Genomic DNA, 23,241 nt, shown 5'->3' on the forward strand with positions numbered 1-23,241 from the left:
CCAACACGTTTTTGCCGACGCCAGCGTTGCAAAAATGCCGTGCAGTGATGGCTGCATCAAGGAATCCCAACGCCGCCCTTCACGTCATCGTGCACGAGAGCTTCGACTAAAATTTTCTCGTTCACCTTCAACAGCTTTTGCAGGACGTCATGGACCATCTGTCAGGATACGCGCATCGCCCGTTCCCCTTTGTGCTGCGCTATCTGCGCCGGCGGCTTCCGTCGCATGTTGTGATTTTGTCGGCCGTCGTCGCGGCGGTTGCCTGCTCGGTAGGCACGCAATACGGCGTGAAGAATCTGGTCGATGCGTTGTCGGCAGGGCCGTCGGCCGCGAATGGCGTATGGCTGGCATTCGCTCTGCTCATGTCGCTGATCGCAGCCGACAATTTTTTGTGGCGGATCGCGAGCTGGACCGCGAGCTATACCTTCGTCAGCGTCAGCGGCGACCTTCGCCGCGACATGTTCCGACATCTCACCGGCCACGCGCCGAGCTACTTCACGGACCGGCTGCCGGGCATGCTGACCAGCCGGATCACGGCGACGTCGAACGCGGTCTACACCGTCCAGAACATGTTCGTATGGAACGTGTTGCCGCCTTGCATCGCGACCGTGGCGGCGATCACCCTGGTTGGAACCGTCAGCGTGACAATGTCAGCAGTGCTGATCCTGATTGCGGGAACCATGGTGGTAGCCATGTTCCGCATGGCGGCCGCCGGCAGACCGCTGCATGACGATTTCGCCAACAGGGCGGCGGCGGTGGACGGCGAAATGGTCGACGTCATCAACAACCTGCCGCTGGTGCGCGCGTTCTGTGGCCTCGGCTATGAGCACGACCGCTTCGATGCGACCGTCAATCGGGAACTTGTGGCGCGCGGCCGTTCCCTGCGCTATCTCGAAAAGCTTCGCCTCGTTCACGCTGCCGTGACCGTCATTCTGACGATCGCGATGCTGGCCTGGGCTCTCAATCTCTGGCAGCAGGGCGCAGCGACCACCGGCGACGTCGTGCTGGTCTGCACGCTCGGCATCTCGATCCTCAGCGCCACCCGCGATCTCGCCGTTGCGCTGGTCGACGTCACCCAGCATGTCGCCCGGCTTACCGAGGCGCTGGCGACGCTGTTGCAGCCGCATGAGCTGAAGGACCATCCCGAAGCCGAGGTGCTGGTGAAGAGCGGCGCGGCGATCGCCTTCAACAATGTCTCGTTCCGCTATCCCGGCGGTTTGCAGGTGTTCGAGCGTTTCAGCCTGCGCATCCAACCCGGACAGCGGGTCGGCCTGGTTGGCCAATCCGGCGGCGGCAAGTCAACACTGTTTACCCTTCTGCAGCGCTTCTACGACGTCGAGCAGGGCAACATCACGGTCGACGGCCAGGACATCTCGCGCGTCACCCAGCTGAGCCTGCGCGCGGCGATCTCGGTCGTGCCGCAGGACATCTCGCTGTTCCACCGGTCGATCCTGGAGAACATCCGTTACGGCCGGCCGGATGCCACCGACGACGAGGTGCGGCGGGCGGCGATCGCCGCGCGCTGCGACTTCATCGAGAGCTTGCCGGAGGGCATGAACACCATCGTCGGCGACCGCGGCGTCAAGGTCTCCGGCGGCCAGCGCCAGCGGATCGCGATCGCGCGCGCCTTCCTGAAGGACGCGCCGATCCTGCTGCTCGACGAGGCCACCGCGGCGCTCGACGCCGACTCCGAGGAGGCGATCCGCGAGGCGTTGTCGCGGCTGATGCGCGGGCGTACGGTGGTGGCGATCGCGCACCGCCTCGCGACGCTGCGTAGCTTCGACCGCGTGCTCGTGCTGCAGGGCGGCCGGATCGTCGAGGACGGTCCGCCCGACATCCTCGTGAAGGGACGGGGTCCGTACCGCGACCTGGTCGCGCGCGAGATGGGCCGCCTCTCCACCAGCGCGGCCTGACCCCGCGTCATCAAGCGCGGTCTTGCGTTCCGGTGGGTTCGTTCGAGCCAGGATACGAGCCAAGAGTCAGGTCAAGAGTCGGGCCAAGCAAAGTCGCCAGAGGTTCAGATGGCAGCTGACGTCGTTACGCAGATCATCACTGCTCGCATCACTGAGCACGTCGCCGAATCGCCGTTCTACATTCCGATGACCGGGCCCGCGGCGCGGCCGCGGCGCTCGCTCAAGCATGACGACACCTTCATCGTGCTCGACAGCCATGGCGATATCGGCGCCTCGGCCGGCGGGCCCGATGGCCTGTTCAACGCCGATACGCGCTACCTCGCGCGGCTGGAAATGGTGCTTGAGGACGTGCAGCCGCTCCTGCTCGGCTCCAACATGCGCGACGACAATTCGGCGCTGACGGTCGATCTCACCAATTCCGACGTCTATCGCGACGGCCGTCTGACCCTGCAGAAGGATACGCTGCACATCGTGCGCTCGATCTTCCTGTGGCGCGGCACCGCCTATCAGCGGATCGGTCTGCAGAACCACGGCGAACACATCGCGAGCTTCGATCTGACGCTGCTGTTCGACAATGATTTTGCCGACCTGTTCGAGGTGCGCGGCGAGCGGCGGCCGCGGCGTGGCATCGGCTCGAGCAAGCTGCTCGGCCCGACCGACGTTGTGCTGGAATATTGCGGCCTCGACGAGCAGACGCGGATCACCGCGCTGCATTTCGATCCGCGGCCGACCCGGCTGTCGGTCAACACTGCGACCTATCATTTCGACCTCGAGCCGGGGCATGTGACGTCGCTGTTCGTCGCGGTGTCCTGCAACAAGCCGATCATGCACAAGCCGGTGCCGTTCTTCCGCGGGCTCCTGGCGCATCGTCGGGAGATGCGGAGCTCGACGGCCGGTGCGGCCAGCATCGAGACCTCGAACAACATCTTCAATGAGGTGCTGTGCCAGGCGATGGCCGACCTCAACATGCTGATGACGGAGACGCCGCAGGGACGCTATCCGTATGCCGGCATTCCCTGGTATTCGACGACGTTCGGCCGGGACGGGCTGATCACCGCGCTGCAGATGCTGTGGGTCGATCCGCGGATCGCCAAGGGCGTGTTGAAGCGGCTCGCGCTGTTCCAGGCCAAAGTGGTCGATCCCTTGTCCGATGCCGCGCCGGGCAAGATCCTGCACGAGATGCGCGGTGGCGAGATGGCCGCGCTGCGCGAGGTGCCGTTCGCGCATTACTACGGCAGCGTCGATTCGACTCCGCTGTTCGTGCTGCTCGCCGGGCTCTATCTGGAGCGCACCGGCGATTTGGAGACGTTGCGCGAGCTGTGGCCGGCGGTCGAGGCCGGCTTGCAATGGATCGACGGTCCGGGCGATCCCGACCGCGATGGATTCGTCGAGTATCAGCGCGCCACCGAGGAGGGGCTGCGGAACCAGGGCTGGAAGGATTCCTTCGACGCCATCTTCCACGCCGACGGCTCGCTTGCCGAGGGCAATATCGCGCTGGCGGAAGTGCAGGGCTACGTGTTCGCGGGCAAGCAGCTTGCCGCGCGGGCGGCGCGTAAGCTCGGCTTCGCGGACCAGGCCGCTAGGCTTGATGCCGAGGCCGAGCGGCTGCGCGAGCGGTTCGAGGCGGCGTTCTGGTGCGAGGAGCTCGGCACCTATGCGCTCGCGCTCGACGGCGCCAAGCGGCCGTGCAAGGTGCGCACGTCGAATGCCGGACAGACCTTGTTTTCCGGCATGGTGCGCGAAGACCGCGCGCGGCGGGTCGCCGCCGACCTGATGAGCCAGAGATTCTTCTCGGGCTGGGGCATCCGCACCGTCGCCGTGGGCGAGGCGCGCTACAACCCGATGTCCTATCATGACGGCTCGATCTGGCCGCATGACAATGCGCTGATCGCACTCGGATTTGCCCGCTACGGCCTGAAGCATTCGGTCGCCCATCTGTTCAAGGGCCTGTTCGACGCCGCGAGCTATATGGAGCTGCGGCGGCTGCCCGAGCTGTTCTGCGGCTTCCGCCGCGAGCGCCGCCGCGGCCCGGTGCTTTATCCGGTGGCCTGCGTACCGCAGGCCTGGGCGAGCGCGACGCCGTTCACGCTGCTGGAGGCCGCACTCGGGCTGGAGTTCGACACCACGCGCGGCGAGATACGCTTGCGCGATCCGCGGCTGCCGGAATTCCTCAACGACGTGGTGCTGCGCGACCTCAGGCTCGGCGCGTCCAGCGTCGATTTGCGGCTGCGCCGACACGACGGCGAGGTGTCACTCGAAGTGTTGCGCACGCGCGGCCAGATCCAGGTGTCGATCGTGCTGACGCATTGAGCGTCGTCGCACGGCACGAGCGCGCGAAATCGTGGGGAGAGGTATATGCGTCCGAGGATCATGGTGATGCTGGTTGGAGCGGTGCTGCTGACATGCGCGGGTGTCCGCGCCGCCGACGACGAAGGCAAGACGCCGCCGGCAACACCGGCGCCGCCAGCAGCCGCTGCACCGAAGGAGCAGGCCAAGGAACCCTCCAAGGAGCCGTCGCCGCCGCCTTCGGTGACCGTGATCGGTGCGCGCGATGCGCACGGCATTCTCGGGCGCGACGTGCGCAGTTCCGCCAATGAGGATATGGGCCGCATTGTCGACGTCATCGTCGACCGCGACGGCAAGGTCCGCGCCGCCGTGATCGATTTCGGCGGCTTTCTCGGCGTCGGCAGCCGCAAGATCGTGGTCGATTGGAACGCACTGCGCTTCGCCGGCGTTTCCAGCAAGAGCGACAGCATCACGCTGGACCTCAACAAGCAGCAGGTGAGCGCTGCGCCCGAATACAAGGAAGATACGCCGCTGATCGTGCTTGGCGCGGCCGGCAGTCTTCATCCATGGGATTACGAACATTAGGGGGCTAAAGCTGGTCGCGCGCCCGGACTCTGCTTTCGAGACGGTTGGCGACGATCGTGGCGGGCGATCAGCCGGCGACACCAATATTGTGCCGCTTGTTCCCGGTCAGCCCAGTCCCGAGGAACCGCGCATGCCGTCGCGCGAAAGCCAGCGCGGGCTCGACTGGTTCATCTTCTTCCTGGCCGACGTGCAAACCGGCTTCGGCCCGTTCATCGCGGTCTACCTGACGACGCAGAAATGGACCCAGGTCGAGATCGGCTTCGTGCTCTCGATCGGCGGCATTATCGGCCTGCTGGGCCAGGTGCCCGGCGGCGCGATCGTCGATGCGGCACGCTCGGAGCGGGTCGTCGCGGGCTGGGCGGTGGCCGCCATCGGCGCCGCCGCGCTGGCCTACGCGCTCTGGCCGATCTTTCCGGTGGTGACGCTCGCCGCGACACTGCACGCGCTCGCAAGCTGTGTGCTGGGTCCGGCGATCGCCGCGATCAGCCTCGGCCTGGTCGGGCCGTTGGCGATCGGCGAGCGGCTCGGCCGCAATGCGCGCTTCGCGTCGCTCGGCAGCGGCTCGGCCGCGGCGCTGATGGGCGCCTGCGGCTATTTCTTGTCGAGCCGCTCGGTGTTCCTCGTGACCTTCATCCTTGCGATCCCGACGTTGCTGTCGCTGGCACGGATCCGCGAGCGCGAGATCGATATCGCGCAGGCCCATGGCGAGGTGAAGCGTGAGGTTCCCGACAAACGAGCGACCAGTATCGTCGGTCTGGTGCGACGGCGGTCGCTCTTGATCTTTGCCGGCGCGATGATGCTGTTCCAGCTGGCCAATGCTGCGATGCTGCCGCTGATGGCGGGCGTCGTCACGACACGGTCGAGCCAGTGGGCGCCGGTCCTGATCGCCGCCTGCATCATCGTGCCGCAGGCGATCGTCGCGCTGTGCTCGCCGTCGGTCGGCCGCAAGGCCCAGGCTTGGGGGCGGCGGCCCCTGCTGCTGCTTGCATTCGCCTCGCTGGCGATCCGCGGCCTGTTGTTCGCAACGGTGCGGGATCCCTATCTGCTGGTCATGGTGCAGGTCTTCGACGGCATCACCGCGGCAATCTTCAGCGTCATGGTGCCGCTGATCGTGGCCGACGTGGCGTTCGGCAGCGGCCATTTCAACCTGGCGCAGGGCATTGTCGGAACCGCGGTCGGCATCGGCGCGTCGCTCAGCACGGTGCTCGCCGGCTATGTCAGCGACAAGCTCGGCAGCAGCACCGCCTTCATGGGCCTGGCCGCCGTCGCCGCGTTGGGGCTGTTCATGATCTGGCTGGTGATGCCCGAGACGCGGCGGACGGCATGATGCAGGCAGGTTTGGCGCCCCGGCACCCTCCTCATGCATGCGCCGTCATATATGAGTGATTTGCTGGCGGAACGAGCCGATAGTCCCGTGGATTAATCAATCCAAAATCGTGATCTGGTAGGGATCGACGCAGCGCGGGCAGGCATTTCGACCGAGGAATGGCATGGAAAATCGAACGACGACGGCGCAAATCACCCGAGCAATGCGGCGTTGGGGGCCTCCCGCCTTTGTGACTTTCGCGGCGATGGTCACAGTTGCGTCATTGACCGGCGGCGTCGCGGCGAAGCAGCAGCGCCCTGCGGCAACGGTCGAGGCGACCGCGCCGCGCGCCGCGGGCGAGCCGATCATGGCGATCGTGTCGATCAAGGCCCAGAAGGTGACTTTCTACGACGCCGACGGCTGGATCTACCGCGCGCCGGTGTCGAGCGGCGTCAAGGGACGCGAGACGCCGGCCGGGGTCTTTGCGCTGATCGAGAAGGACAAGGACCACCACTCGACGCTTTATGACGATGCCTGGATGCCGAACATGCAGCGCATCACCTGGAACGGCATCGCGCTGCATGGCGGCCCGCTGCCCGGCTATGCGGCCTCGCACGGCTGCGTGCGGATGCCCTATGACTTTGCCGAGAAGCTGTTCGACAGGACGCGAATCGGGATGCGGGTGATCATCGCGCCGAACGATCCGGCGCCGGAGAATTTCACCCATCCGGCGCTGTTCGTGCCGAATGCCCAGGCCATCGCGGCTGCTCCGGCGCGTGCCGAGACGCTGTCCCGCGAAGCTGCGGATGCCGCCAAGCTGGCCGACGAGGCCAAGAAGGCTTCCGTGGCCGCGACCAAGGAAGCTGCACTGTTCACGCCGGCATCATTGCGCAAGCTGGAAAAGGCCAAGACCCGTGCCGACGCCGAGCTCGCGTTCGCCGACAAAACGCTCGCCAATGCCAAGACCGACCAGGCCAAGGCGCGCGCCGAGGATCTGAAGCAGAAGGCCGCCGCCAGGGCCGCCGAAGCGACGACGCAGTTCGAGGCGGCCCAGGGCGACGCCAAGCCGAAGCTCGACGCCGCTGCCGCGGCGAAGGAGGCGGCCAAGGCGGCCGAGACCAAGAAGGCCGACACCCAGAAGGCGGCGACCGAAGCGAAGCTCGCGCTCGAGCCGGTCTCTGTCTACATCAGCCGCGCGACGCAGAAACTTTACGTCCGGCGCAACACCCATAAGCCATGGGCTGACGGTGGCGAGGTGTTCGATTCAAGCATCGAGGTTCCCGTTACCATTCGCGATCCGGATCAGCCGATCGGCACGCATATCTTCACGGCGATGGCGCGCAACGACACCGGCCTGCGCTGGACCGAGGTGACGATCGACGACGGCGACAACGCCAAGGACGCGCTCGACCGCGTCACCATCCCGCAGGATGTGCTGGATCGCATCGCGCCGACCGCCGTGCCGCGCTCGTCGATCATCATCTCGGACGAGCCGCTGAGCGCCGAGACCAACTACCGCACCGAGTTCGTTGCCGTGCTGAGCAACCAGCCTCAGGGCGGTTTCATCACACGCAAGCCGACCCGGCCGATGGAAACCGACGACATGGTTGCAAGCGGGGATGGGGACGGTTTCGGCTTCTTCTCTCAGCGCAGCTGGAATCCCCAGTCCGGCACCCAATACGGCTATCCCCAATACGGCAATCCCCAGGCGCCGACCCAGTACGGCTCCCCGTATTATGGCAATCCTCAACCCGCCAATCCGCGTCGGCGCGGCGGCCAGTACTACTGGCAATCGCAACAGGACTGGTAGCACGGCGCTGCCGCGGAATCAGTCAGCACTCTCAGCGTTGGACGGCGGTGCGATACCGCCGTCCAATCGCGTATCGCTGTTAGGGCCGGGCTTCCAGGATCAGGTTGAACGGTGTTTCCGCCGCGCGGCGGAAACGCGAGAAGCCACCCTGACGCGCCACCTCGCGCAGCCGGGTCTCGCCGGCCTGCGCGCCGAGCGCAAGTCCGACCTCCTGGTCCAGCGACGCCGGCGTGCAGATCATCGTCGACGCCGCATAGTAGACCCGCCCGATCGGATTGAGGTTGTCCTCCAGCCGATCATTGGCGAACGGCTCGATCAACAGGCAGGTGCCGTCGTCGGCGAGGGTGGAGCGGGTGTGCTTGAGCGCGCCGACCGGGTCGCCCATGTCGTGCAGGCAATCGAAGAAGCAAACCAGGTCATACTTGTTGGCTGGGAAGTCCTTGGCGGAGTGCGTCTGGAAATGGACGCGGTCCGACAATCCCGCCTCCTTCGCGGACATCCGTGCCGTCTGGATCGAGCCATCATGATAGTCGAAGCCGTAGAAGGTTGACTTCGGAAACGCTTCCGCCATCAACCGGGTCGAGACGCCGTGGCCGCAGCCGACGTCAGCGACGACAGCACCCTTCTTCAGCTTGTCGACGACGCCCTCGAGTGCCGGCAGCCATTCCTGCACCAGATAGTGCTTGTAGCTGGTGCGGAAGAACCGGGCCGTGCCGCAGAACAGGCACTCGCTGCGCTTGTTCCAGCCGACGCCCTTGCCGGTCTTGAACGCGTCGGTAATTTTCGGCTCGTCGAGAAATGTCGCGCCGACAAGGCTTCCGACGGCACCAAGGAAGACCGGGCTGTCCTCGTCGGCAAGCGCGAGCGCCTGCTCGGGCAGCATCGAGAACTTTCCGGTTGCGCTGTCGTACTCGACGTAACCGGAAGCGGCCTGCGCGGAGAGCCACTCCTGAACGTAACGTCCGGCCGTTCCTGTTGCCTTGGCCAGCGCCGCCGCATTCATCGGTCCTTGCTGCGCGAGGGCCTTGTAGAGCCCGAGCTTATCGCCCAGCAGCATCAGCGAGGCGTTCATCGCCGCGCCGACATCGCCAATCATCTTTCCCATGAATGAATTTAGACGCTCCTCGTTGACGTCCATGATGTTCCTCCATCGCAATTGGGTTTTGCAAAAAGTCCAACATTGCCAATTTCATGTGTGCGCGATCGTCCAGGCAGAAGGCCATGGGCGCGGACATGATCGCACGAAATGGGCTTGGCGGCGCAGGCTGAATGTCACGAAGCGGCTGGGATGCCAGCACGACCGACTTCACAAGCCGGCGAGGCGGGCGCCTTACGCCGCTGCCCGCGGCATGATGAGCCTCCTGTACAGCGCGCCGTAGCAGGCGGCCGACAGGTCCCAGCTGTAGGACTTGGCCATCGCGCTGGCGCGCATGGCGTTGAGGCGATCCTTGGCGCGGTAGGCGTCGAACGCGCGCCTGACGCCGCCGAGGAAGGATTCCGCCGATGGCTGCGCGAACAGGAAGCCGGTCTCGCCGTCGGCGATGGTCTCCGCAAGCCCGCCGGTCTGGTGGCCGATCGGCAACGAGCCGAAGCGCTGCGCATACATCTGGCTGAGGCCGCAGGGCTCGAAGCGCGACGGCATCAGGGTGAAATCGCTGCCGGCGAAGATCCGGCGCGCCTGCGCGTCGTTGAAGCCGATGATCACGCCGATCGCGTCGGGACGGCGCCGATGCGCGGCCACCAGTGCGTCCTCGATCGCCGGCTCGCCGCTGCCGGTGACGACGATCTGTCCGCCGTCCCTGATGATCTCGTCGGCGGCCGACAGCACGAGATCGACGCCCTTCTGATGCACGAGCCGCGCAACCAGGCCGAAGATCGGCCCGCGCGAGACCGCAAGGCCGAACTGCCGGCGGACATAGTCGGCGTTGGCCTGCTTGCCCTTCCAGTCGCCGGCGCCGAACGGCTGCGCGAGCTGTGCGCAGTGGCGCGGGTCCCAGCTCTCGTCGATGCCGTTCAGGATGCCGGTCAGCTGGTCGGCGTCGGAGCGCACGCGCAGCAGGCCCTCCAGCCCGCAGCCGAGCTCGGCGGTGGTGATCTCCCTCGCATAGGTCGCGCTGACCGTGGTCAGATGCGAGGCGTAGACGAGGCCGCCCTTGAGGAAGGACAGCTTGTCGTAGAACTCCAGCCCGTCGATGTGGAATGAGCTTTCCGGTGCGCCGATCCGCCGCAGCGAGTCCCGCGGAAACAGGCCCTGATAGGCGAGATTGTGGATGGTCAGGATCGATGGAATCCGCGCCTCGCGCCATGCGAGGTAGGCGGGTGTGAGCGCGGCCTGCCAGTCGTTGGCGTGAACGAGGTCCGCTGCCCAATTCTTGTCCAGCGTTCCGGCTGCAAGTTCGGCAGCGGCGGAGGCAAAGCGGCCGAAGCGGATGTCGTTGTCGGGCCAGTCGCGGCCGGACTCGTCGCCATAGGGATTGCCCGGCCGGTCGTAGAGCTGCGGACACAACAGCACGTAGACCGGCAGCCCGTCTTTGGTCGATGCGCGCCCGAGCGTGCAGGCCGGCATCTCGGCGAGGGCCTCGCATTGTCCAACGATTTCAATATGAGTGAACTGTTCGACGACATCCCGATAGCCGGGAAGCATGATCCTGACGTCGCTCCAGGAGCGGAGCGCCCGGGGAAGTGCAGCGGAAACGGCGCCGAGGCCGCCCACGCGGACGAAATCGTCCATCTCGGTCGTGACGAATAAGACCTTCAACAAGCGCCCTCGTTCCAGCCCGTGACAGGGCTCATGCAAGATCGGGTCCAATCTGCCTTTGAGTAAAATGCACGACGGCCCGCGGTCCCGGTCTGGACGAGACGCTTTCCTGTCAGGGCGGCTCACTTTAGGGTCGCGCGACGCCGAACAACGGAAACGACGAAGCTGGAGGAAGCCTTGGCCACGACAATAGCCGCTGACGATGAGGGGAATTTGACACGGAGCTTTGACGGCCTTCGCGTGCTCGATTTTTCGACCACGATCGCCGGACCTCATTGCACGCGGATGCTCGCCGACATGGGCGCGGAGGTGATCAAGATCGAGCCCGTCGAAGGCGAGACGATGCGGACGCGGCCGCCGGTGCGCAACCATTGCTCGACGGCGTTCGGCCAGCTCAATATCGGCAAGAACAGCCTCGTGCTCGACCTGAAGTCGCCGGCCGGCGTCGAAGCCGTGCGCCGGCTGATCGCGACCGCCGACGTGCTGGTGGAGAATTTCCGCCCCGGCGTGATGCGCCGGCTCAAGCTCGACTATGCCTCGATCCGCGACATCAATCCGAAGCTGATCTTCTGCTCGATCTCCGGCTACGGCCAGACCGGCCCGTCGGCGGAATTGCCGGCCTATGCGCCGGTGATCCATGCCGCCTCAGGTTACGAGATGGCGCATCTCGCCTACCAGCCGGGCCGCAGCCGGCCCGATTATTGCGGCATCTATCACGCCGACGTGCTGACCGGGGTCTATGCCTTCGGCGCGATCTCGGCGGCGCTCTATCAGCGCGGTGCCAGCGGCAAGGGCCAGCATATCGACGTCTCGATGCTGGAATCGATGCTGAGCCTGACCCTGAACGAGTTGCAGTGGTCGCAATTCGAGGTGAAGCAAACCCAGCGGCCGATGTTCGGCCCGATCGAAACCAGCGACGGTTACGTGATGGTGGCGATCGCCAGCGAGAAAACCTTCCAGAACCTGATGCAGGTGATCGGCCGGCCCGAATGGGTGTCCGATTCGCGCTTCGCCAAATATTCCGATCGGCGGGAGAATTGGGCGGGCCTGATGGAGGGCGTCGAGGCGTGGTCGCGGGCGGTCAGCACGCAGGCCTGTCTCGCCGCGCTCAATGAATATGGCGTGCCGTCGTCGGCCTATCGCACCGTGCGCGAGGCGCTCGCCGATCCGCAAATCGCCCATCGCGGTGCGCTGGCCGAGGTTGAGGACGGCGGTGGCAGCTTCAAGGTGCTCAATCTGCCGTTCCGGATGTCCGGCGCTGCGGTCGGTGCGGCCAAGCGGATGTCGACGCTCGGCGAGCACACACTGTCCTATCTGAAGGAGATCGGGCTCTCCGACGATCAGATTGCCGGCTTCGCATCGCAACCGGCAAAAACCGTGCGCAGCTAGAGCATGATCCGGACCCGGAGGGCCGCATTGGCGCAACGGGGATGCCGGTTTCCCGAAGGATCGTGCTCAAAGAGCTAGACGAGATCATGATGCAGGTCCACGTGATCGCATCGTGATCTGCCTGCGGCTTTTCATCCGTTTTACGGTCTTGTCGCGCGCGGCGATTCCGGACAAGCTGCCTCCCAACGTACGACGATCCGGAACACCGGACGTCGCCCATTCGGGAGGGAGCATCGATGAAGCTGGCCGGGCGCGCGCACGCAGTTGCGCGCATATTTCTTGTGGCGGGATTAGGTGCAGCGGCGTTCGCTGCACCGGCCCATGCGCAGAAGCAGGGCGGCACGCTTACCGTCGGCCAGGAGCTGGACATACCGGGCTTCGACCCGCTCAAGGTCGGCGTTTACGATACATCGGCCAACACCGCGGCAGCCTCGATCTTCGACACGCTGATGACGCTCGACGAGAAGGGCGAGCCGAAGCCGAAGCTCGCGCTGTCCTGGGAGCATTCCGAGGACTTCAAGACCTGGACCATCAAGCTGCGGCCCGGCGTCAAATTCCACGACGGCACGCCGTTCAATGCGCAGGCGGTGAAGGAGAATTTCGACCGCCAGAAGGATCCGGCCAACAAGTGCCGCTGCGCGTTCTACATTACCAGCATCAAGAGCGTGGACGTCGTCGATGACCTCACGGTGCGCTACAATTTCAGCGACCCGGCGGTGAACTTCCCGGCGACGCAATCGATCCAGAGTTCCAACAATGTGATGCAGTCGCCGACCGCGTGGAAGACCAAGGGCGACGATTACAATCGCAACCCGGTTGGCACCGGTCCCTACATCCTGAAATCCTGGAACGCTGGCGATCGCATGGTGCTGGAGAAGAACCCGGACTATTGGGACAAGGGCAAGCCCTATCTCGATCGCATCATCCTGAAGCCGCTGCCGGACGCGCAATCGCGCTTCGCCTCGCTGCAATCGGGCGAGGCCGACATCGTCTGGGACGACGAGGCCGACGCCGACAACATTATCAAGGCGCGCAAGGACACCAGTCTAACCGTGCATACGTATGAAGGCTCGGGGGCTGCAGTCGCTGCCTTCAACACCAAGGTCCCGCCGTTCGACGATGTGCGCGTGCGCCAGGCGCTGGTGATGGCGCTCGACCGCAACAAGATGTCGCAAGCGATTACCAATGGCCTGGCGCGACCGGCCAGCAATCCCTACGGCGACGGTTCCTGGGTGAAGTGCAAGGATGATGGCGCGTTGCCCTACGATGTCGAAAAGGCCAAGGCGCTGCTCAAGGATTACGGCAAGCCGGTCGAGTTCAAGATGCTGGTCACGGCGACGCCGCGCGGCCGCACCGGCGGTCAGGTCCTGCAGCAATTCTGGAAGCGCATCGGCGCCAATATGGAGATCGAGCAGGTCGATCAGGCGACCATTCCGCCGCGCGCCTTCATGCGCCAGTTCCAGCTCACACCGTGGCGCATCGTCGATCTCGCCGATCCCGATCCGCAGATGTACGCCAATTTCCACACCGGCAGCCCGGTCGCGCTGGCGAATTACTCCAATCCGGAACTCGACCGGCTGCTTGAGCATGCGCGAACCACCGCCGATGTCGCCCAGCGTACCGAGGACTATTGCGCGATCAGCCGCCTGATCAACAAGGAGGCGATCTGGTTCTGGACCTTCCAGAACACCTACTACGCGATCTCGAGCGTGAAGGTGAAGGGCGTGCCGAAAATGTTCAACGGAGTGCTCGACGTCTCCTACGCCTGGAAGGAATAGCCTTTTATGCTGTTCTTTGTCGCGCGCAGGCTCCTGTACCTGGTGCCGGTGCTGATCGCGGTCTCGGTCCTGACCTTCGTGATCGCGTCGCTGCTGCCCGGCGATCTGGCCTACGTGATCCTCGGCGACCAGGCGACGCCTGAGAATGTCGCGGCCCTGCGTCACGACTTGGGGCTCGATCAGCCGATCTGGCTGCGCTATCTCAGCTGGCTGTGGCACATCCTGCAGGGTGATTTCGGACGATCGTTCCGCACCGGGCAGACCGTGTGGCAGGCGGTCAGCGAGCGCGTCCCGGTGTCGTTCGAACTGATGATCCTCGCCGAGCTGATCGGGCTTGCGATCGGCGTGCCGCTGGCAATCGCCTGTGCCGCCAAGGCGGGCTCCGCGTTCGACCGTTTCATGACCGGCTCGGCCTTCGGCATGCTGTCGGTGCCGACCTTCCTGTCCGCGATCCTTCTGATCTATTTGTTTGCGGTCGAGCTGCGGCTGTTGCCGGCGACCGGCTACGTGCCGTTCACCGAGGACCCCGTCGCCAATCTGCGCTTCATGGTGCTGCCGGCGCTGACGCTCGGGCTTGCGGAATGGCCGGGCATCATGCGCGTGCTGCGCTCCGACATGATCGCAGCGCTGCAGGAGGATTATATCGCGCTCGCCAAGGCGAAGGGCCTGAAGCCGTCGCGCATTCTGTTCGTGCATGCACTGAAGCCGTCGTCGCTGACGCTCGTCACCATCACCGGCATCAATATCGGCCGTCTGATCGGCGGCGCCGTGATCGTCGAATCGATCTTCGCATTGCCGGGGATCGGCCGTCTCCTGGTCGGCGCGATCTATACCCGCGACCTCATCATCCTGCAGGGCGTGGTGCTGCTGGTCGCCGCGGGCTTCGTGATCATGAACTTCATCGTCGACTTGCTTTACGCCGTGCTCGACCCGAGGATCCGCCATGGCCACGCTTGAGCTCAGCCTCGACGAGGCCGGTGCGACGACGGCGCGGCGCCGTCGCCGGCTCGGCATGCTGTTCTGGTTGGCGATCGGCTGGATGGTGCTGGTGTTCGCGGTCGCGATCTTCGCCGACCTGCTGCCGCTGTCGAGCCCGACCGACATGGACATGCTGGATCGGCGGGCGCCGGTTTCGGCCGAGCATTGGCTCGGCACCGACGGCCTCGGCCGGGATGAATTGTCGCGGCTGATCTATGGCGCGCGCATTTCGCTGATCGTCGGCCTCTGCGCACCCATGATCGGTGTCACCATCGGCGGCGCGCTCGGCATCCTCGCCGGCTATTTCCGCGGCCGATTCGAATCCGTCGTGGTCGGCGGCATGGATGTGCTGCTGGCATTCCCGCCGCTGATCCTGGCGCTTGCGGTCACCGCCTATCTCGGCCAGTCGATCTTCAACCTGACCTGCATCCTCGGCGTGCTCGGCATTCCGGCCTTCATGCGGGTGGCGCGGGCGGCGACGCTGACGCTGGCACGGCGTGAATTCGTCATCGCGGCGCAGGCGCTCGGCGCCACCCATGCGCGCATCCTGCTGCGCGAGCTGCTGCCCAACGTACTGTTGCCGCTCATCGCCTTCTTCCTGCTCGGCGTCGCCGTCACCATCGTGGTCGAGGGCTCGCTGTCCTTCCTCGGCCTCGGCGTGCCGCCGCCGATATCGAGCTGGGGCAGCATGATCGGGGAGGGGCGTGAAAGCCTCGAGGTGGCGCCGCAGCTCGCCTTCATCCCGGCGATCGCGATGTTCCTGACGGTGCTCTCGTTCAACCTGATCGGCGACACCATGCGCGCGCTGACCGACCCCCGGCAGGGTGCGCTATGAGCGGTGTGCTGCTTTCGGTCGAGGACGCGGTGGTCGACCTGCCGACGCCGCGGGGCAATCTGCGGGCGGTCGATCATGTCGATCTCGCCGTCGGCGCCGGCAAGACGCTCGGCATTGTCGGCGAATCCGGCTGCGGCAAGACCATGCTGTCGCGAGCCGTCCTGCAGCTGCTGCCCAAGAAGGCCAAGCTGTCCGGCCGCGTGATGTTCGACGGGCAGGATCTCACGACGCTGTCGGCGGAGAAATTGCGCAAGCTGCGCGGCCGTTCGCTCGCCGTCGTGTTCCAGGATCCCATGACATCGCTCAATCCGGTGCTGACCATCGGCACCCAACTGATCGAGACCATCCAGGAACATCTCGAGCTCGATCTGGCCCAGGCCAGGCAGCGCAGCATCGAACTGCTTACGGCGGTCGGCATTCCCGCGCCCGAGCAACGGCTGACGCAATATCCGCACCAGCTCTCCGGCGGCATGCGCCAGCGCGTCGCGATCGCGGTAGCGCTGTCCTGCGAACCGAAGCTCCTGATCGCGGACGAGCCGACCACCGCGCTCGACGTCACGATCCAGGCGCAGATCCTCGATCTCCTGGCACGCGAGCAGCAGCGCCGTCATATGGCGATGATCATCATCACGCATGACCTCGGCGTGGTCGCCGGCCGTACCGACGAGGTCGCGGTGATGTATGCGGGGCGCGTCGTCGAGCGCGCGCCGACGCCGGCCTTGTTCAAGCAGATGAGGATGCCTTACACCGAGGCGCTGCTCGCCGCACTGCCGAAGCTCGACGTGCCGCCGCATACGCCGCTGCCGGCGATTTCGGGACGGCCGCCCGATCCGACCCGGCCGCTGAAGGGCTGCTCGTTTTCGCCGCGCTGCCGCTATTCCACCGGGCGCTGCAGCACGGAGAAGCCGCGGCTCAGTCCGGCAGAGACACCAGAGCATCTCTATGCCTGCTTCCATCCGATCACGGCGAGGCGCGTCGCATGATGTTGCAGGCCGCATCCAATCCGCTGATGAAAGTGGAAAACCTCGTCGTCGAATATTCGGTGGGGGGCAAGACCATCCATGCCGTCTCCGATGTCAGCCTCGAGATCGCGCGTGGCGAGACGCTGGGGCTGGTCGGCGAATCCGGGTGCGGCAAGTCCACGCTCGGCCGCGCCGTGCTGCAATTGCGCCAGGCGGTCTCCGGCAAGGTGCTGTTCGACGGCCACGATCTCACCATCCTGAAGGGCGAGGCGCTGCGCAAGATGCGCCGGCGCGTGCAGCTGATCTTCCAGGACCCGATTGCCTCGCTCAATCCGCGGCGGCGGATCGGCGACATCGTCGCCGAGCCGCTGGTGATCGCGGGCGTCAAGGATCCCGAGGAACGCCGGCGGCGCGTCAGCGAGGCGCTGTCGGCGGTCGGGCTCGACCCCGCGCTGGTGAGCGGGCGCCTGCCGCACGAATTCTCCGGCGGACAATGCCAGCGCATCTGCATCGCCCGCTCGCTGGTGCTCAATCCGGAATTCGTGATCTGCGACGAGCCGGTGTCCGCGCTCGACGTCTCGATCCGTGCGCAGATCCTCAATCTGCTGGAGGAGATGAAGGCACGTTACGGCCTGACCCTGCTGTTCATCGCCCACGACCTCGCGGTGGTGAAGGCGGTCTCGGATCGCGTCGCAGTGATGTATCTCGGCCGGCTCTGCGAGGTCGGTCCGTCGGAGCAGCTGTTTGCACGGCCGGCGCATCCTTATACCGCGCTGCTCATCGAAGCGATTCCGGTGCCCGATCCGGATGTCCGGCCGACCCAGAGCGTGCCGGTCGGCGAGCCGCCGTCGCCGATCGCGCCGCCGTCGGGCTGTCGCTTCCGCACCCGCTGCCCGCGGGCCGATGCACGCTGTGCCAGCGAGGTGCCGGAACTGCGCGTGGTTGCGCCCGGCCAGTTCGCGGCTTGCCATCATCCGCTGATCTGAATAGTCACGCCTCTGAATAGTGGCGCGTTGGCATTCGAGCGAGCTGCATGGCGGCTTGCTCGAAAATGGGGTCTTGAGCGTTTGTCCCGGGCGGGCAGGCGTGGCAAGGTCCGCCTCAAGAACAAGTTTCGGGAGAACAGCGATGAAGAGTTTCCAGGTCGTCGATTTCAACGCCCCCTTGAAAGAGGTCGATCAGCCGACGCCGCAGCCGTCGGGCACGCAGGTGCTGATCAAGGTCAAGGCCGCCGGCGTCTGCCACAGCGACCTGCATATCTGGGAGGGCGGTTATGATCTCGGCCATGGCCGCAAGCCGCTGTCGCTGAAGGACCGCGGCGTCTCGCTGCCGCGCACGATGGGCCATGAGACGGTCGGCGAGATCATAGCCTTCGGGCCGGATGTGAAGGACGCCGACAAGGGCGGCCTCAAGGTCGGCGATGTCACGCTGGCCTATCCGTGGCTCGGCTGCGGCAAATGCCCGACCTGCCTCGGCGGCGACGAGAACATGTGCGCGATCAAGCCGAATGCGCTCGGCGTCTATTGCGACGGCGGCTATGCCGATCACATGACGGTGCCGCATCCGAAATACCTGCTCAACCTCGACGGGCTCGATCCGGTCACGGCCGCGCCTTATGCCTGCTCTGGAGTCACGACCTACAGCGCGCTGAAGAAGGTCGAGAAGGATCTCGACACGCCGATCGTGATCTTCGGCGCCGGCGGTCTCGGCCTGATGGCGCTCTCGCTGTTGAAGGCGATGGGCGGCAAGGGCGCGATCGTGGTCGACATCGACGTCAGGAAGCGCGAGGCGGCCGAGGCCGCCGGTGCGCTCGCGACCGTCGACGGCAAGGCGCCCGACGCGCTGGAGCAGCTCATCAAGAAGGCCGGTCAGCCGATCCGCGCAGCGATCGACCTGGTCGGCAATGCCCAGACCTCGCAGCTCGGCTTCGACTGCCTGACCAAGGGCGGCAAGCTCGTGATCGTCGGCCTGTTCGGCGGCGGTGCGACCTGGGCGCTGCCGCTGATCCCGATCAAGGCGGTCACCATCCAGGGTAGCTATGTCGGCAATCTGCGCGAGACGCAGGAGCTGCTCGACCTCGTCCGGACCAAGAAGATCCCGGCGATCCCGGTCACGCCGATGCCGCTGGCAAAGGCGAACGAGGCGCTGACCAATCTGCAGAAGGGCCAGCTGGTCGGCCGCGCCGTGCTGACGCCGTAGACCAGTCACCGTCATTCCGGGATGGTGCGCCAGCACCAGACCCGGAATCTCGAGATTCCGGGTTCGACGCTGCGCATCGCCCCGGAATGACGATCATCTTTCGGGAGTCCCCATGTCCGCCAACGACGCACTCCATATCGCAGTTCTCGGTGGCGATGGCATCGGTCCCGAGGTAATGGCGCCGGCGCTTGAAGTGCTGCGCAGGATCGAGGCGTCGTCCGGCCTCAAATTCCGCTTCACCGAGGCGCCGGCCGGCGCTGGCCATTACAAGGAGACCGGCAAGTCGATGCCGGAGAGCACGGTCCGGCTGTGCGAGGAGGCCGACGCGATCCTGCTCGGGGCCTGCGGTCTGCCGTCGGTGCGCTACCCCGATAACACCGAGATCGCGCCGCAGATCGAGTTGCGGATGATCTTCGATCTCTATGCCGGCGTGCGGCCCGCGCGGTTGATCCCTGGCGTGCCGAGCACGATCGTCGGTGCCGATCAGAAGGGCATCGACCTCGTCGTGATCAGGGAATCGACTGAGGGCCTGTTCGCCTCGATGGGCAAGGGCGTCGTCACCGACAGCGAGGCGCGCGAGACCATGGTGATCACGCGCCGAACATCGGAGCGGCTGTTCGAGTTCTCGTTCCGGCTTGCCGAACGCCGCAAGGCGCGCGGCCGCGTCGGCGGCGGGATGACCTGCGTCGACAAGGCAAACGTGTTCAAGGCGTTCGCGTTCTTCCGCAGCATCTTCGACGAGGCCGCACAGCGTCATACCGACGTCAGGGCTGACCATCTCTACATCGACGCGGCGGCGGCTGCGCTGGTGAAGCGCCCCTGGGACTTCGACGTCATGGTGACCGAGAACATGTTCGGCGACATCCTGTCCGACCTCACCGCAGGCTTGATCGGCGGCATGGGCATGGCGCCGTCGGCTGACATCGGCGACCGCTACGCGGTGTTTCAGCCGTGTCACGGCACGGCGCCCGACATCATGGGGCAGGGCAAGGCCAACCCGACTGCGATGATCCTGTCGGCTGCGATGATGCTGGACTGGCTCGCCGACAAGCACTCTCTCGAGAGCGCTGCGGAAGCTGCTGAAAGCATCGAGCGGGCCGTCGACAAGGTCTATGCCGGCGGCATCAAGCCGTTCGAATTTGGCGGCAGCAACGGTACCGCTGATGTCGCGAAGGCCGTGCTGGCGGCGCTTTGACGGCGACGAGACCGAGCCCGCCTCGTTCCGCCGCGCTGGCTGACCGGAGCCGTTACGGCAGCAGCGTTGCGTCGCCGTCGAACGGGCCGGCGTACCAGGCGCTCTCGTCTTCGAGGGCGCGAGCCAGGCCCTCGTCCGTCGTCTTGTAGACGAGCGGATCGGTCGGGTAAGTCCTGACGTAGGGATTCCATCTCATCAAGATCTGCCGGATATGTCCGGGCACGCCGACCAGCTCGAAGAGATGACCGCCCGAAGCGACCGCGTTCGCATAGGCCGCCTCGAGCAGCGCCTCGGTCACGTCTGTGTCATCCTGCTCAACCAGGATGTCGGCGAGCATCGACCGTCGCAAACCTGTCTGGCGGTCGACCGCATGCAGAACGACGGCATACCCCGCCAAGCGCTGGAATCGATGGCAGCAAAGCACGGCAACCGTCGAAGAGCTCCCAGGGAGCGTGAAGTGCCACCTGAGAGAGGCGGGACTTCGGTCGGCCAGCAACCGAGGGGCCTCGCCCAATTTGCGTCGCCACAGCGCTTCGAATTCGTCCCCGATGTCCTTCACATCGATTTCCGTTACTTTGCTGGTCAGACGGCCCCGTGGCCCGCGGCGGAGCGAATCCAAACGCATGGCCGACGAGGCAAGGAAAGCTCCGACAGACTCCATTCCGCTCCCGACGTCGAACTTCGCTGCGAGCACCCGCGCGAACTGACGGACATCCAGGATCCAGAACAAGATCTTGTCGTAGTCGGGGTCAGGCAACGACCTGGCATGAAGGGCTTTTGATTGATTGACCACCGATGCTGTCGAGTGCGTGATGACAAGGAGATCGATATCTCGCTGCCGAAAGAACGAAGCCAGCAGGCCGATGCAGCGCGTGCGGTACGCCGGCTCGATCACGAGGCCAGCTGCTGTCGCGGCGAATATCGTTCGGCTTTCGAGCTGGTAGAGCACGGGAATGTTTCCCTGGTACCCGACAATTCCCTGCGCGGTCTCCAGCACCCACCCCATGCTGGGCCGCGATTTGGCGGCGGCCATCGCGGGATTTTTTCGCCAGAGCCGATCCCAGTTCTCCGGGCTGTCTTTCGCAAGTCCCCCGCGTTCCTTTAGCCTCGCGACGCTTTCGAAATCCGCGAACCGGACCTCCCGCTGCTTCGCCGGCGCCAACGCGATTCCGGAGAGCGGCGCCGCTTCGGCTGGAGCGGACGCAGGACGGCGCCGGCGTTTCAGGAGTCGGAGCAGGATATCGGCGGCGTGATATTTGGAGCGTGCCTGATTTTGCGCCGGCGCACGGGTCCCCGCCATCAATCCCTCCCTAGCCGAATGGCGGCGACGACCCGGTGGCGCCATTTCGCCACCGAGGCTGCGTCAATTGCTCGGACACGAACAGGCACAGGGGGCCGATCAGCGTCATCTGTTCTGGATCGAGGTTCTCGAAATCGATCTCCCCGTCGAAGTACTCGCCCGCCGCCATCATCATCTCGACGAAGGCGAGCGAGTCGAGCGCCCCCGACAGCAGCAGGTCGTAGTCGTCGGGGAGATCGCGTAAAGGACGTCGTCCGCGGTCCTCCAGCTTCCGGTTGAGGAAGGCTCCGAAGAACGCGCGGACGTCATCCGTGGTCGGACCGCTCATTGGCTGTCTCCCAAAACCGCCGGCATGGCCTTGCGGTCGTATTTTCCGTTGACGTTGCGTGGCAACCGGTTGCGGACGTGCCATCGTCTCGGGACCATGTAGTCTGGCAGCCGGGCGGCGACCGCCGCGCGAAGCCGGTTGAGATCAACCGGCCCGCCTTCGATGAGCACTTCGATGCCGCCATAGCCGCTCGACGTGACGGGCCAGCCGATCGCCACGACGCCGTCGACGCCCGAGGCCTCGCGCACCACGGCTTCGACCTCGCCGAGCTCCACCCTGTGGCCGAGGATCTTCACCTGCGAGTCCATGCGGCCGAGATGGGTCAGGGGGCCATCACCAGCGGGCCGGCGCACGCGGTCGCCGGTGCGGTAGAACATCTCCTGCCGTCCGGGCGGGACGACGAAGACTGCGGCGGTCTTCTCGGGATCCTTCCAGTAGCCGAGCGACATCTGCGGACCGCTCATCAGCAGTTCGCCGTCCGCGCCCGGCCCGACCTCGTTCAGATGCTCGTCGACGACGAGCACGTTCATTCCCGGGAATGGCGCGCCGATCGGCACGATGCCCATCTCCGCTTCGAGTGGCGCGCGCTTCGGATCCCACCGGTAGCCGGTGCACGCGATGGTCAGCTCCGTCGGCCCGTAGAGGTTCTCTACGACGCTGTTCGGCGCGGCCATCGCCCAGGCCGCGACGCTAGCCACGGGCAGCGGCTCGCCGCAGAACAGGCTCAGCCTGACCGAGGGAAACCCTCCCGGCTTCAGCAGGCCGGACTGCTTCATCAGCGCGACCATCGAGGGCACGGAGAACCAGACCGTCAGCCCCTGGTCGCGGATGAACCGCCCAGGATTGATCAGCGTCTTCTGCGAGGGGCAGCACACGCAGGCGCCGCGTTCCCACGCCACGAACATGTCGGATGCCGACAGGTCGAACGTCATGTCGAACGTCTGCGAGACAATGTCCAGCTCCGTGACGGCGAAGCGCTCCGCAGCATGGTCGACATAGGCTGCGACGTTGCGGTGCGCGACCATTACTCCCTTCGGCACGCCGGTGCTGCCGGAGGTGAACAGCAGATAGGCGATCGCGTCCTCGCGCGCGTCCGGCTCGCGCCAGTCGGCGCACTCTTCGAGATCGGCAGCTCCGACGATGATGTGCAAGGGCCATCGTTCGCGATAGGGGCGGGGATTCTCGAGACCGGGCGCGATCACGAGCAGCGGTTCGTTCACGCCCGCCATGAGCGCGTCCATTTGCGGCAAGGATTCCGCATCGACGATGATTGATCGGCACTCCGAGCGGACGAGCATCGACCTGGTCCGCTCGACCGGGAAGGTGCGGTTCAGCGGCACGTAGCCGTTTCCGGCCAGAAGCGATCCGAGCACGCCGGCGAACGCCGTCGCGCTGCGATGCGCGAATACGGCGGTGAGAGGCGTCGATGACCCTTCGCGATGCGCCTGGATGCAGGCTGCGATGCGGACGGCGACCTCGCGCAGCTGCCGATACGACAGCGACGTGCCCTGCGCGACGACGGCAGGACGGTCGGGAAACAGTTTCGCCGAGCGCAGGAAGCCCGTCCACAATCCCGGCCGTGATCCGTCCGCGCGCAACTCCATCGAACGATTGCCTAG

At 65.5% G+C, this 23,241-nt stretch carries 18 protein-coding genes; 13 read left to right on the forward strand and 5 right to left on the reverse strand.

Annotation, left to right across the window (positions count from 1 at the left end; genetic code table 11):
- The first annotated feature begins 149 nt into the window (after window positions 1–149).
- The 5 genes from AAFG13_RS39525 (at window position 150) to AAFG13_RS39545 (ending at window position 7,900) form a co-directional block, all read left to right on the forward strand.
- A complete protein-coding gene (locus AAFG13_RS39525) occupies window positions 150–1,913 on the forward strand; it encodes an ABC transporter ATP-binding protein (RefSeq protein ID WP_212311309.1) in 1,764 nt (587 codons plus the stop codon).
- 108 nt (window positions 1,914–2,021) lie between these two features.
- Window positions 2,022–4,223, forward strand: coding sequence for an amylo-alpha-1,6-glucosidase (locus AAFG13_RS39530; protein ID WP_212311308.1), 2,202 nt, complete (start codon window positions 2,022–2,024; stop codon window positions 4,221–4,223).
- Window positions 4,224–4,268: 45 nt separating this feature from the next.
- Window positions 4,269–4,784: a PRC-barrel domain-containing protein gene (locus tag AAFG13_RS39535; protein WP_249131230.1), complete on the forward strand. Its 516-nt coding sequence runs from the start codon at window positions 4,269–4,271 to the stop codon at window positions 4,782–4,784.
- Window positions 4,785–4,914: 130 nt separating this feature from the next.
- Window positions 4,915–6,111 carry an MFS transporter gene (locus AAFG13_RS39540; protein ID WP_342710346.1) on the forward strand — a complete coding sequence of 399 codons (1,197 nt, stop codon included), beginning with the start codon at window positions 4,915–4,917 and terminating at the stop codon, window positions 6,109–6,111.
- Window positions 6,112–6,355: 244 nt separating this feature from the next.
- Window positions 6,356–7,900 carry a L,D-transpeptidase gene (locus tag AAFG13_RS39545; RefSeq protein WP_342710347.1) on the forward strand — a complete coding sequence of 515 codons (1,545 nt, stop codon included), beginning with the start codon at window positions 6,356–6,358 and terminating at the stop codon, window positions 7,898–7,900.
- 79 nt (window positions 7,901–7,979) lie between these two features.
- On the opposite strand, the gene AAFG13_RS39550 is transcribed toward AAFG13_RS39545, so the two are convergent.
- Both AAFG13_RS39550 and glgA read right to left on the reverse strand, forming a co-directional pair.
- Window positions 7,980–9,038, reverse strand: a complete 1,059-nt coding sequence (locus AAFG13_RS39550) for a class I SAM-dependent methyltransferase (protein WP_342710348.1) — start codon at window positions 9,036–9,038, stop codon at window positions 7,980–7,982.
- A gap of 192 nt (window positions 9,039–9,230) precedes the next feature.
- The gene (gene glgA, locus AAFG13_RS39555) at window positions 9,231–10,658 is read right to left on the reverse strand and encodes a glycogen synthase GlgA (protein ID WP_342710349.1); all 1,428 of its coding nucleotides are present in this window, start codon (window positions 10,656–10,658) and stop codon (window positions 9,231–9,233) included.
- 213 nt (window positions 10,659–10,871) lie between these two features.
- Here glgA and AAFG13_RS39560 point away from each other — a divergent pair, with 213 nt between their 5' ends.
- The 8 genes from AAFG13_RS39560 (at window position 10,872) to AAFG13_RS39595 (ending at window position 19,994) form a co-directional block, all read left to right on the forward strand.
- The gene (locus tag AAFG13_RS39560; RefSeq protein WP_342710350.1) at window positions 10,872–12,047 is read left to right on the forward strand and encodes a CoA transferase; all 1,176 of its coding nucleotides are present in this window, start codon (window positions 10,872–10,874) and stop codon (window positions 12,045–12,047) included.
- A 236-nt stretch (window positions 12,048–12,283) separates the two neighbouring features.
- Window positions 12,284–13,825: an ABC transporter substrate-binding protein gene (locus tag AAFG13_RS39565; protein WP_342710351.1), complete on the forward strand. Its 1,542-nt coding sequence runs from the start codon at window positions 12,284–12,286 to the stop codon at window positions 13,823–13,825.
- Window positions 13,826–13,831: 6 nt separating this feature from the next.
- The gene (locus tag AAFG13_RS39570; RefSeq protein WP_212311301.1) at window positions 13,832–14,782 is read left to right on the forward strand and encodes an ABC transporter permease; all 951 of its coding nucleotides are present in this window, start codon (window positions 13,832–13,834) and stop codon (window positions 14,780–14,782) included.
- Window positions 14,769–15,638, forward strand: coding sequence for an ABC transporter permease (locus AAFG13_RS39575; RefSeq protein WP_342710352.1), 870 nt, complete (start codon window positions 14,769–14,771; stop codon window positions 15,636–15,638). The genes AAFG13_RS39570 and AAFG13_RS39575 overlap by 14 nt, the downstream gene beginning before the upstream one ends.
- On the forward strand, window positions 15,635–16,621 hold the full coding sequence (locus tag AAFG13_RS39580; protein ID WP_342710353.1) for an ABC transporter ATP-binding protein: 987 nt from the start codon (window positions 15,635–15,637) through the stop codon (window positions 16,619–16,621). The genes AAFG13_RS39575 and AAFG13_RS39580 overlap by 4 nt, the downstream gene beginning before the upstream one ends.
- Window positions 16,618–17,586, forward strand: a complete 969-nt coding sequence (locus tag AAFG13_RS39585) for an oligopeptide/dipeptide ABC transporter ATP-binding protein (RefSeq protein WP_342710355.1) — start codon at window positions 16,618–16,620, stop codon at window positions 17,584–17,586. Before AAFG13_RS39580 ends, AAFG13_RS39585 begins: the two co-directional genes overlap by 4 nt.
- 142 nt (window positions 17,587–17,728) lie before the next feature.
- Window positions 17,729–18,799 (forward strand): alcohol dehydrogenase, encoded by a 1,071-nt coding sequence (locus AAFG13_RS39590; protein WP_342710356.1) that lies wholly within the window; start codon window positions 17,729–17,731, stop codon window positions 18,797–18,799.
- Between the two features lie 112 nt (window positions 18,800–18,911).
- Window positions 18,912–19,994, forward strand: coding sequence for an isocitrate/isopropylmalate dehydrogenase family protein (locus AAFG13_RS39595; RefSeq protein WP_342710358.1), 1,083 nt, complete (start codon window positions 18,912–18,914; stop codon window positions 19,992–19,994).
- A gap of 52 nt (window positions 19,995–20,046) precedes the next feature.
- Here the strand turns inward: AAFG13_RS39595 and AAFG13_RS39600 are convergent, their stop codons facing one another.
- The 3 genes from AAFG13_RS39600 to AAFG13_RS39610 are packed head-to-tail and all read right to left on the reverse strand — an operon-like array spanning window position 20,047 to window position 23,226.
- Entirely contained in the window at window positions 20,047–21,294 is a 1,248-nt protein-coding gene (locus tag AAFG13_RS39600; protein WP_342710359.1) for a hypothetical protein, read from the reverse strand.
- Between the two features lie 10 nt (window positions 21,295–21,304).
- Window positions 21,305–21,622 carry an acyl carrier protein gene (locus AAFG13_RS39605; RefSeq protein WP_212311294.1) on the reverse strand — a complete coding sequence of 106 codons (318 nt, stop codon included), beginning with the start codon at window positions 21,620–21,622 and terminating at the stop codon, window positions 21,305–21,307.
- Entirely contained in the window at window positions 21,619–23,226 is a 1,608-nt protein-coding gene (locus tag AAFG13_RS39610) for an amino acid adenylation domain-containing protein (RefSeq protein WP_342710360.1), read from the reverse strand. The genes AAFG13_RS39605 and AAFG13_RS39610 overlap by 4 nt, the downstream gene beginning before the upstream one ends.
- Between the last annotated feature and the right edge of the window lie 15 nt (window positions 23,227–23,241).

It is taken from the genome of Bradyrhizobium sp. B124 (assembly GCF_038967635.1).
Classification (GTDB): domain Bacteria; phylum Pseudomonadota; class Alphaproteobacteria; order Rhizobiales; family Xanthobacteraceae; genus Bradyrhizobium.